Source organism: Cyanobium sp. Lug-B (assembly GCF_024345635.1).
Classification (GTDB): domain Bacteria; phylum Cyanobacteriota; class Cyanobacteriia; order PCC-6307; family Cyanobiaceae; genus Cyanobium; species Cyanobium minutissimum.
In genome coordinates, this window is record NZ_JAGQBM010000041.1 from 17,993 (window position 1) to 27,285 (window position 9,293).

General features: G+C 68.5%; 12 protein-coding genes. 5 read left to right on the forward strand and 7 right to left on the reverse strand.

Features of this window, described 5'->3' with window-relative positions; genetic code table 11:
• Positions 1-6 precede the first annotated feature (6 nt).
• The gene (locus tag KBY81_RS16640) at positions 7-450 is read right to left on the reverse strand and encodes a prepilin-type N-terminal cleavage/methylation domain-containing protein (RefSeq protein ID WP_315858518.1); all 444 of its coding nucleotides are present in this window, start codon (positions 448-450) and stop codon (positions 7-9) included.
• Between the two features lie 302 nt (positions 451-752).
• Between KBY81_RS16640 and KBY81_RS10845 the strand changes: the two genes are divergently transcribed.
• Positions 753-2,144, forward strand: a complete 1,392-nt coding sequence (locus KBY81_RS10845) for a sensor histidine kinase KdpD (protein ID WP_254976493.1) — start codon at positions 753-755, stop codon at positions 2,142-2,144.
• Here KBY81_RS10845 and KBY81_RS10850 read toward each other — a convergent pair.
• Together KBY81_RS10850 and KBY81_RS10855 are read right to left on the reverse strand one after the other, a co-directional pair.
• Complete coding sequence (locus tag KBY81_RS10850; RefSeq protein ID WP_106220557.1) at positions 2,113-2,829, reverse strand: response regulator transcription factor; 717 nt, start codon at positions 2,827-2,829, stop codon at positions 2,113-2,115. The two genes, KBY81_RS10845 and KBY81_RS10850, sit on opposite strands and share 32 nt — an antisense overlap.
• 2 nt (positions 2,830-2,831) lie before the next feature.
• Positions 2,832-3,527 carry a response regulator transcription factor gene (locus KBY81_RS10855; RefSeq protein WP_106220558.1) on the reverse strand — a complete coding sequence of 232 codons (696 nt, stop codon included), beginning with the start codon at positions 3,525-3,527 and terminating at the stop codon, positions 2,832-2,834.
• Positions 3,528-4,021: 494 nt separating this feature from the next.
• Between KBY81_RS10855 and KBY81_RS10860 the strand changes: the two genes are divergently transcribed.
• Both KBY81_RS10860 and KBY81_RS10865 read left to right on the forward strand, forming a co-directional pair.
• A complete protein-coding gene (locus tag KBY81_RS10860; RefSeq protein ID WP_254976494.1) occupies positions 4,022-4,840 on the forward strand; it encodes an ABC transporter permease in 819 nt (272 codons plus the stop codon).
• A gap of 60 nt (positions 4,841-4,900) precedes the next feature.
• Complete coding sequence (locus tag KBY81_RS10865) at positions 4,901-5,179, forward strand: hypothetical protein (protein WP_254976495.1); 279 nt, start codon at positions 4,901-4,903, stop codon at positions 5,177-5,179.
• On the opposite strand, the gene trmH is transcribed toward KBY81_RS10865, so the two are convergent.
• From trmH to KBY81_RS10885, 4 genes are all read right to left on the reverse strand, one after another.
• Positions 5,121-5,810 (reverse strand): tRNA (guanosine(18)-2'-O)-methyltransferase TrmH, encoded by a 690-nt coding sequence (gene trmH / locus KBY81_RS10870; RefSeq protein ID WP_254976496.1) that lies wholly within the window; start codon positions 5,808-5,810, stop codon positions 5,121-5,123. The genes KBY81_RS10865 and trmH overlap by 59 nt on opposite strands.
• 20 nt (positions 5,811-5,830) lie before the next feature.
• The gene (locus KBY81_RS16505; RefSeq protein ID WP_261357203.1) at positions 5,831-6,682 is read right to left on the reverse strand and encodes a RimK family alpha-L-glutamate ligase; all 852 of its coding nucleotides are present in this window, start codon (positions 6,680-6,682) and stop codon (positions 5,831-5,833) included.
• A complete protein-coding gene (locus KBY81_RS10880; protein ID WP_254976497.1) occupies positions 6,679-7,230 on the reverse strand; it encodes a hypothetical protein in 552 nt (183 codons plus the stop codon). The genes KBY81_RS16505 and KBY81_RS10880 overlap by 4 nt, the downstream gene beginning before the upstream one ends.
• A gap of 122 nt (positions 7,231-7,352) precedes the next feature.
• Entirely contained in the window at positions 7,353-8,297 is a 945-nt protein-coding gene (locus tag KBY81_RS10885) for a hypothetical protein (protein WP_254976498.1), read from the reverse strand.
• 102 nt (positions 8,298-8,399) lie between these two features.
• On the opposite strand from KBY81_RS10885, the gene KBY81_RS10890 reads away from it, so the two are divergent.
• A complete protein-coding gene (locus tag KBY81_RS10890) occupies positions 8,400-8,792 on the forward strand; it encodes an MGMT family protein (RefSeq protein ID WP_254976499.1) in 393 nt (130 codons plus the stop codon).
• 36 nt (positions 8,793-8,828) lie between these two features.
• Positions 8,829-9,293, forward strand: a 465-nt coding sequence (locus KBY81_RS10895) for a transcription antitermination factor NusB (protein WP_315858519.1), incomplete at its 3' end; no start/stop codon positions are given.

Consider the following 9,293-nt stretch of genomic DNA (forward strand, 5'->3'; position numbering starts at 1 on the left):
GACCAGTTAGGGGAATGAACAGGTCATGGCACCGGTGGTACCAGCAATGCTGATTGAAACCTTGTTAGAGTTAGTGGCTGAAGTAACCGCAGTACCAAGGCAATTTACACCTTGTGCGCCGGACTGGAAGGTTTTAGAAACAGTGCCCCCGGTAGTGGCACAAGCAATTGACATGCCCGATCCAGTATTGGCTGTTGGAGGCGTGCCGACGCCACCAGAGGCGATGAATGTGGCACACTCCTTGGCAACCCCGACAACTTCACCAACCGCAGCACCGGCGGAGGCTGCAGCCCGAGCGCCAAGGAAGTTGGGGAGAGCAACGGCGGAGAGGATGCCCACGATCGCCACCACGATCATCAGCTCGATCAAGGTAAAGCCCTGGGCCACCTTCGACTTCTTCTCGCGAAGGCTGCGCATCAGCGCCAGCTTGGTCTTGGGAGAGATGTTCATTGGAAAGGCTGCGAAGCTCTTGACTCATTCGATTTTATGCACCAAAAGCAGTCCCGTCCATCCAGGCCCTGTCGTTGTGGCGGGTGGGGGGTTGTTGTTTCCCCTAAGGCTCGGAACCCTTGACTTAGCTGGGGTCTTCCAGGTTCTGGGCCATTGCGGCGTAGGCGGAGTGGTGGTCCTTTCATTGTCCATTACGATCCACATGGCAGCGGATCTTGCCGAGGTCTAATGAACCTCTAATGAAATTGATGGGTATTTCTTGGTCCCCAGGCCCGTTCACCCTTTCCGCCAAGGCGTTTTCGATGCGCCGGCGCCTGCTGGGGCTCAGCCTGCTGGCCGTTCTTGGGGGCTACGCCCTTCTGATCGGGGCCACCGCCCTGCTGGCCAGCCAGGAGCGACGTGACCAGCACCGTGCCACGGTCGCCAGCGTCCGCCAGGTGCTCCTCTCGCGCCGGCCCGTGCCACGCACCCTCGACGAGATCAGCGAAGCACTGGCCCGGCTGATCAGCCCCAACTTTCTCGGCTGGGTGGAGACCGACCAGGGCATCCCCTATGGCGCTGCCGACCAGATCCGCCTGTTCTCCATCCCCACTGGCGTGCCGTTGGCGCGATTGCCGGCCCAGCGGAACGGTTACGGGCAGGTCGCCGTGCTCCGTTTCGGGAACCTTACCTACCTCACCAGCTCGGAGCAGATCCATCTCGGGACGGGCACGGTGCGCCTCCGCTTCCTGGAGGACATCACCCACAAGCTGGCCCAGCAGCGGCTGCTGCTGACTCTTCTGATCGTGGCCGCCGGTCTGGCCACACTGTTCACGGGGTTGCTGCTGCGGCCGGTGCTGGTGCGGGGCCTGGCCCCCCTCCATGATCTGGGGCTGCGCATGCAGGCGATCAGTTCCGACACCCTCGACAGCCAGCGGGTGCTCGTGGACGCCCAGCCCCGGGAGCTGGCACCGATCGCGGTGGCCTTCAACGATCTGCTGGATCGTCTCTCCGCCTCCTGGGAGCGCCAGCGGGGCTTCGCCAATGGGGTAAGCCACGAACTGCGCACCCCCATCAGCCTGATCCGCAACTACGCCGGGCGCCTGCGGCGACGCTCCCACGGGCTCTCGGAGGAGGAGGCCGGCCAGCTGGCGCTGATTGAGGAGGAGGCGGGCCGGATGGGGAAGCTGGTGACGGATCTGCTGGCCCTCACCCGCATCGATGCCAACCGCACCTTGATGCCCTTTGAGCCGTTTGATGTGGCCCAGGCGATCGAGCGGGTGGCGGAGCGGCTGCGCTCGCGCTGCCACGGTCGGCTGCGGATCTGCCCAGGGGCCACCCAGGGGGCACGCACCTTCGCGCTCGGTGATGCCGATCGCTTCGAGCAGTGCCTGGGCAACCTGATCGAGAACGCCCAGAAATACGATCCAGGGGGTGGCCCGATTCAGCTGCGGCTCGATGCCAGCCTCGATCGGGTGGTGGTGCACGTGATCGATACCGGCCCCGGCGTGCCCGACCGGGAGAAGACGCTGATCTTCGAGCGTTTCGGCCGGGGTCGCCACACCGGCGCCATTCCCGGCAGCGGCGTGGGCCTGGCGGTGGTGCGGGCCCTGATGGAGGCGATGGGGGGGAGCGTGACGGTGGCGGATGGGCCGGAGGGGGGAGCCGATTTCCAGCTGCGCCTCATGGGCGCGGCTCCCCTTCACGGAGCATGAAGCCCACGCCGCGCACCGTCTGGATGAGGGTGGGAAGCCCCTCCGGTTCGAGCTTGCGGCGCAGGTAACGGATGTAGACGCCCAGCAGGTTTTCGTCGCCGAAGTGGTTTTCGCCCCACACCTCGCGCAGGATCTCCTCCCGCTCCACCACACGGCCGGTGCCGCGCAGCAGGCAGAGGAGCAGGTCGTACTCGCGCACGGAGAGGGAAATCGCCTGGCCCGCGCGCATCACCTCCCGGGTGGCGGTGTTCACGGAGAGGTCGGCGCAACGCAGCAGATCGGATTCGGCCACACCGCGCCAGTAGGCGGTGCGGCGCAGCTGGGCGCGGATGCGGGCCAGCAACTCCTCGATCGAGAAGGGTTTGAGGATGTAGTCATCAGCCCCGGAATCGAGCGCCTCAACCCGGTCGCGGATGTCGTCGTGGCAGGTGAGCATCAGCACGGGGGTGATGTCACCGCTGGAGCGCAGCCTTCGACAGATCTCTACGCCGCTGAAATCGGGCAGGGTCCAGTCGAGCAGCACCAGATCGGTGCAGGCGTCCCTGAGGTGCATCAGCGCCCCCTGGCCGTCTTCGGCTTCGGTGACGTCGTAGCCCTCGCAGTTGAGTTCCCCGGCCAGGAACGTGCGCATCCGCTGGTCATCCTCGACAACCAGCAGCCGCGACTTGGATGGGGCCTCCGCCATTCTCAGCGGGGCGGCCCTTCCTTCAGCATGAAGCCGACACCGCGCACCGTCTGGATCAGGGTGGGCTGGCCGGCCGGCTCGAGCTTGCGGCGCAGGTAGCGGACGTAGACATCCAGGAGGTTGTCGTCGCCCAGCCAGTTTTCACCCCAGAGGGCATCGAGGATGGCGCGCCGCTCCTGCACCTGATTGGGGTGGCGCAGCAGATGCATCAGCAGATCGAACTCCTTGGCGGTGAGGTGAATCGACTCACCGCCCCGCGCCACTTCCCGGCTGGCGGGATTCACCTCCAGATCGGCCATCCGCAGCACACCGCCTTCCTGCTCATCGATGCCGCTGCGACGCAGACGGGCCCGCACCCGGGCCAGCAGTTCCTCAATCGAGAACGGCTTGATCAGGTAGTCGTCGGCGCCGGAATCGAGCGCTTCGACCCGTTGCTGCACCTCATCACGGGCGGTGAGCATGAGCACGGGGGTGGAGATGCCGCCCTTGCGCATGCGCCGGCACACCTCGACACCGCTGAAATCGGGCAGGTTCCAGTCGAGGAGCACCAGATCCCAGGTCTGGCTGCGGATCCGGCCCAGGGCCTGCTGGCCGCAGGCCGCTTCTTCACACTCGTAACCCTCGACCGCCAGCTCGGAGGTGAGGAAGCCGCGCATTTCAGGGTCGTCGTCGACGATCAGGAGGCGGGCGCTGGTCATCTGATCGGGAAGGCTGAACGACGCTCGGCCACGATGGAAGTCAGCACTCTGGAGTTGAGTGGCGCATATGATGCACATTATACCAGCGTGAGAATTCACCTGCAAGCGCACCTGCAGGCTCTCTTGCAACTCGGTGGAAATCCATTGCTTCGCTGCCAGCTTCCGGTTGATCCGGTGAGTACGGACCGAAGCGGGAACCGCGGCCCAGCTTGACGCCCGCGCCTTCAGAGGCATAAATTCCGCCGGATTTCATGGCCGCCAACGATGGCCGCCCCACGGATCGGCGGCCACGGAAGGCAGCCTCGCTGATCCCGCAGTCGCCATATCGGCAACCCCTGAGGTTACTCTTCTCGCGAACCTGATCCGCGTCTGTTTCAGCGCAGATACGCACGAATCCTGGCCGTGACTGTCAACTTGTGATACGGAAGTCCACTGGTAAGGCCGACCGGATTGGACCGCCCCCCGGAGTCGGTGGTTCCACCCTGGCGCAGCGCATGGCGCGCTGGGGCCTGGTGATCGTGGTCGTCTACGGGCTGATCGCCCTGGCCACCCCGCTGCTGGTGCACGGGGGTCTGCTGAGCGATCCCAATGCGGGCCTGGAGAATCCGATCTACGCGCCGCCCTCCTTCGGCCACTGGTGCGGCACCGATCGCCTCGGCCGTGACGTCTGCGTGCGCACGCTCTCCGGCAGCAGCGTCGCCCTGCAGGTGGTGCTGAGCGCCCTGGTGCTGGCCCTGGCCATCGGCGTTCCCCTCGGGATGGTGAGCGGCTACCTCGGCGGCGGGGTCGACCGCCTGCTGGTGCTGGTGATGGACACCCTCTACACCCTGCCGGTGCTGCTGCTCTCCGTCGTGCTCGCCTTCCTGCTGGGCCGGGGCCTGCCCAATGCCGCCGCCGCCCTCTGTGTGGTGTATGTGCCCCAGTACTTCCGGGTGGTGCGCAACCAGTCGGCCCAGGTGAAGGCGGAGCTGTTCATCGAGGCGGCCCGCTCCCTGGGGGCCGGCCCCGCCTGGATCCTGCGCCGCTACCTGTTCCGCAACGTGATCACCTCCGTGCCGGTGCTGCTTACCCTCAATGCCGCTGACGCGGTTCTGGTGCTCGGGGGTCTGGGGTTCCTCGGCCTCGGCCTGCCGGAGACGATCCCCGAGTGGGGCAGCGACCTGCAGCAGGCCCTGACCGCCCTGCCCACCGGCATCTGGTGGACCGCCCTGTTCCCGGGGCTGGCCATGTTCGTCCTGGTGCTCGGCCTGTCCTTCCTGGGCGAGGGTCTGGAGAACTGGCTGAGCGGCGTTTCGGCTGGTGCGCGCGACTGAACGCCCCCGGGCCGGCACCGAAGGCCTGGGGTAGCGTTCCAGGGAAGCGTGGTTCCGGCGATGCCCTGGTGGTTGGATCTGGCCCTGCTGGCCCTGGCCGTGGCCCTCTGGCAGAAGGCGGGCAACACACCCGACGATGTCTGGAGTGTCTTCCAGAAGTTCCTGTCCTTCGTGGCGGTGGTGGTGGTGCTGCTCGGCGGCCGCCAGCTGCTGCTGGAGATCCTGGCGCTCGCGCTGACCTTCTGGCTGCCGAGCGCCGCCCGCTTCGATGGCGGCCCCCTCAACAGCGAAGTCGCACGGTCCGGGGAAGCTCCTCGAGGATGGCGCCTTCGGGGCTGAGGGCCGGGTAGGGGCGCCCCTCGCGCCGGCACCAGGCGGCCACCTCCGGGTAGGCCCACTCGAACAGCAGCCGGGCGTACTGCTCCGGCGGCAGCCCTTCGCCCCAGGTCGGCAGGCAGCCCTTCGCCTGCCGCTGCCGCAGCGCCTCGAACAGCAGGATCGCGGTCGCCACCGACACGTTGAGCGACTGCACCATGCCCACCATGGGAATCACGATCGCCTGGTCGATCGCCGCGGCCGTCTCCTCGCTCAACCCCCACTTCTCCGCCCCCAGCACGAAGGCCGTGGGCCCGGTGAAGTCGCAGTCGCGGTAGTCCACCGCCCGGGCCCCCAGGTGGGTGCCATAGAGCCGGAAGCCGCCGGCCCTGAGCCGGGCGATGGCGTCGCCGCTGCACCCGTGCCGGTGCAGCGTCACCCACTTCTGGCTGCCCAGGGCCGTGCTGTTGAAGGTGGGCGTCCGCCCCGGGAGGCTGACGGCGTGGGCTTCGAGCACCCCCACCGCATCGCAGCTGCGCAGGATCGCCGAGAGGTTGTGGGGCTTGTCCACATGCTCCAGCAGCAGCGTCAGATCCCCCATGCGGCGATCGAGCACCGCGCGCAGGCGCTCGAAACGACGGGGCAGCAGCGGCATCGGTGCACAGCGGCGGACCATCACTTCAGCACCTGCGCCGTCAGCAGCTCCGCCACCGCATCGCTGATCGGTGCCTCACCCGCGCCCTCGGTCCCGGTCTCGAAGACCGTGAACCCCGGCATGGCGTTCACCTCGAAGATCACCCATCGCCCGTCCGGCGTCAGCCGCAGGTCGATGCCGGCCAGCCCCAGCCCCATCTGCCGGCAGGTGTGGCGGCAGCGCTGCGCCACCTCCTCCGGCAGCGGCTGCGCCACCAGCCGCGGCGCCGCGCAGCCGGACGCCGGCAGGCGGTAGTCGATTGCCTCGCTCTCGATCCGGCAGCCGAAGACCCGCTCCCCCACCACGTGGACCCGGTGGTCGACGCCCACGATCCGCCGCTGGAACTGGGTCGGACACCAGGACAGCAGCGCCAGCCGCGGGTCGCTCTCCCCGTCGAAGCGACGCACCCGGCTGCGGCTGCTGCCGACGGCCTTCATGATCACCTCCCCGTGCCGCTCGCGGAAGGCCAGGGCCTCTTCGGCCGAGGTGGTGACCAGGGTGGGCGGCACCTCCCAGCCCCAGCGCCGCAGCCAGCGCAGCTGGGCGGGCTTCGAGGCGCAGATCGCCGCCGCCGCGGGGCGGTTCAGGACGAGGGCCGGTGTCAGATCCAGCCAGCTCTGCAGGGCATGTTCGGCCACGGGGTCGAGGCCCGCCGCCGCACCGGTGGGCCGCACCAGCACCGCGCTGATCTCCGCCTGCCAGCGCCGCAGCTCCGCGGGCCGGAGTCCCGCGCTCCAGGGGCCGATCCGCGGCGCCACACCCCGGCGGCGCAGGGCCTCCGCCACCCCCTGCAGGACCGGATCGTTCACCGCCCCCAGCAACAGCACGCTCATCCGGCCTCCAGCCGCTGCTCCAGCAGCCGATCGAGCGCGTCCAGTTCCGCCGCGCCCACCCTGTCCAGTCCCACCCGCGCCTGCACGAGCGCCCGTTCCGCTCCCTCGCCCTGGAAGTGGAAACTGGCCATCTCCTGCCCGGCCCCCGCGCCGAGCCGGCGCGCCCAGGCCGCCTCCTCGTCAGCCCCTGCACCGATCACCGTGGCGCCGACCATGGTCACGAGCCGGGTTCCGCCTGGATCGGGGCCCTGGTCCCGCACGGGAATGCCGCAGCCGGAGGCGTGGGCGGCCCAGTGGGACCAGCCCCAGTTGCGGCCACAGAGGCAGCCTGGACTGGGCCGATCAATCACCGGACAGCCCAGCCCCTCCAGCCAGGCCAGCAGGAAGGCGGTCATCTCGGCGGCAACGAACTGCCGTCGGGGGGGCTGGATCCAGGTGAGTTCCAGCGGATCCACCTGCACCAGCCGCGTCAGCACCGCGGTGATCGCGGCATCAGGCCGGTCCACCCCCTGACAGGCCCAGCGCCCTTCCCCGGTCTCCTCCACCACCAGATGCCACCCCGGCTGGGAAAGGTCGCGCGGGGTCAGCAGAACGGCCTGGGGTGCCCAGGCCGCCTGCAGGCGGCGAGCGTCGCCGTCGTGCGCGCTCGCCAGGATGACGCGCAGGCCCGTCAGGGTTCCGGGGAGACGAAGGAATCGCCCCCGGCCGATTCGCCCGCGAGCGAATCGATGGTGCGCGCCATCAGGCTCAGACCGTCCTGGAGACGCGCCAGCGTGGCCCTCAGTTCAGGATCCGTTCCCGCACCGGCGATCGGCGGCACCGGCCCGGGCGGCACCGGTCCCGGCAGCACCTCCGGCAGCGACGGCAGGGGGCGTCCGGGGAAGGGAATCGGATTTGTGTTGTCGATCAGGGGCTTGAGGTCCCGCACCGGTGATGGCAGGCGGAACAGCGCACTGCCTGTGGCCGTGGGCAAGGCCACGATCAACTGGTCGAAGTCCCTGCCGTTGTTGTTGGCGACTGGCAGGGGTGGGGGCACAAAGGAGAAGTTGTTGGGCAGGAACGTGCCGCGGTGCTCTGGTGTCAGCAGCACATCGAAGGTCTGCCCTTGGAAGGTGCGGGTGGTGATCTCGATCTCCACGAAGCCGCGGAACTCCACCGAGTCAGGCAGATTCGCCAACGTCACATCGGGTTGAAGAATCACCAGGGCGGTGTCCCTGCCTGGAACCCTCACGCTCAGGGTGAAGCGATTGGGATCGGCGGTTGGGGTGAGATCGCCGAAGGAATTGCCTCCCGTCACGTCGGTGGCCTGAACGGTCTGCGCCAGATTGAGGGCGGGCGTGGTGGCATTGAAGGTCAGCAGGAACGTCAATGTCGTCGTTGACGTGTTCGCAATCGTCAGAAAGTAGCCCTGAAGGATTCCCCGTGCTGCCCCGGGGACGCGCACCAGAGGTGGGTTGGCCGGTGTGGTGGCCTTGAAGAGGAGCTCGAAAGTGGAAACAAGCATGATCGTTGGATTCCAGACAGTGAGCTGACAACTGCCGTCTGCCGAACGTTGCCAGGAGTGGACAGATGCAATGTATGTCGTTGAACTCAGGCCCCGTGTCTTTGCCCGCAATCCTTACTGTGATTCGGGTGACATCAAGTTGCCTGATGAGTTCCATGGGTCCGTAGTCCGGATTCCACGGCGACTAGTCTGTGCTCCATGCTTCGGCAAGCCGTGTCCTCCCATCCTTCAGAAGCCGCCACTTCCGCCGCGCCGCTTTCCTTCGACCAGCGCGTCTACGCGATGGTGGCCCACATCCCCGCCGGGCAGCTGGCCACCTACGGCCAGGTCGCCGAGCTGATCGGGGCCTGGGGCTGCGCCCGCCAGGTGGGCTGGGCCCTGCGGCGCCTGCCCCTGCCCTCCGAGGTCCCCTGGCAGCGGGTGGTGAATGCCCAGGGGCGGATCGCCATGAGCCCCGGCCGCGAGGGCAGCGACTGGATGCAGCGGGAGCTGCTGCTGGCCGAGGGGATCGCCGTGGCCCCCGACGGTCGCCTGCCCCTGGCCCGGCACCGCTGGCATCCGCCCGCCGCGCTGCTGCCGGAGGCCGGGGACGCCTGGCCCCCCTGAGCCCCCGTTCCCACCCCTGCGGTCCTGTACAAAGGATTGATTCCTCCCGGGAGCCCGCCGATTCACGCCAGCGACGTCGTCCCCGGCCTGGCCTCCCGCCAGCTGGCCTGGCAGGTGCTGCAGGCGGTCGCGGCCGGGGCCTACGCCGACGCGGCCCTGGAGCGGGAGCTGGCCTCCCTGGCCCGCGGCGGCGGTGGCCTGTCGCCGGCCGACCGTGCCCTGGCCACCGAGATCGCCTACGGGGCCATCCGCCAGCGGCTCCTGCTCGACGGCTGGATCGATGCCCTCGGCAAGGTGAGCGCCCAGCGTCAGCCCCCGGCCCTGCGCTGGCTGCTGCATGTGGGGCTCTACCAGCTGCTGTTCAGCGACCGGGTGCCGGCGGCGGCGGCGGTGAGCACCACGGTGGCCCTGGCCAAGCGCGCCGGCCTGGGCCGGCTGGCGCCGGTGGTGAACGGCCTGCTGCGCACCCTGCTGCGGCGGCGCGAGCGGCAGCCCGGCGGC

Bases quoted from the DNA above. Each gene is read 5' to 3' on its own strand.
- KBY81_RS16640 (WP_315858518.1), bottom strand. From the start codon at position 450: ATGAACATCTCTCCCAAGACCAAGCTGGCGCTGATGCGCAGCCTTCGC.
- KBY81_RS10845 (WP_254976493.1), top strand. From the start codon at position 753: ATGCGCCGGCGCCTGCTGGGGCTCAGCCTGCTGGCCGTTCTTGGGGGC.
- KBY81_RS10850 (WP_106220557.1), bottom strand. From the start codon at position 2,829: ATGGCGGAGGCCCCATCCAAGTCGCGGCTGCTGGTTGTCGAGGATGAC.
- KBY81_RS10855 (WP_106220558.1), bottom strand. From the start codon at position 3,527: ATGACCAGCGCCCGCCTCCTGATCGTCGACGACGACCCTGAAATGCGC.
- KBY81_RS10860 (WP_254976494.1), top strand. From the start codon at position 4,022: ATGGCGCGCTGGGGCCTGGTGATCGTGGTCGTCTACGGGCTGATCGCC.
- KBY81_RS10865 (WP_254976495.1), top strand. From the start codon at position 4,901: ATGCCCTGGTGGTTGGATCTGGCCCTGCTGGCCCTGGCCGTGGCCCTC.
- trmH (WP_254976496.1), bottom strand. From the start codon at position 5,810: ATGCCGCTGCTGCCCCGTCGTTTCGAGCGCCTGCGCGCGGTGCTCGAT.
- KBY81_RS16505 (WP_261357203.1), bottom strand. From the start codon at position 6,682: ATGAGCGTGCTGTTGCTGGGGGCGGTGAACGATCCGGTCCTGCAGGGG.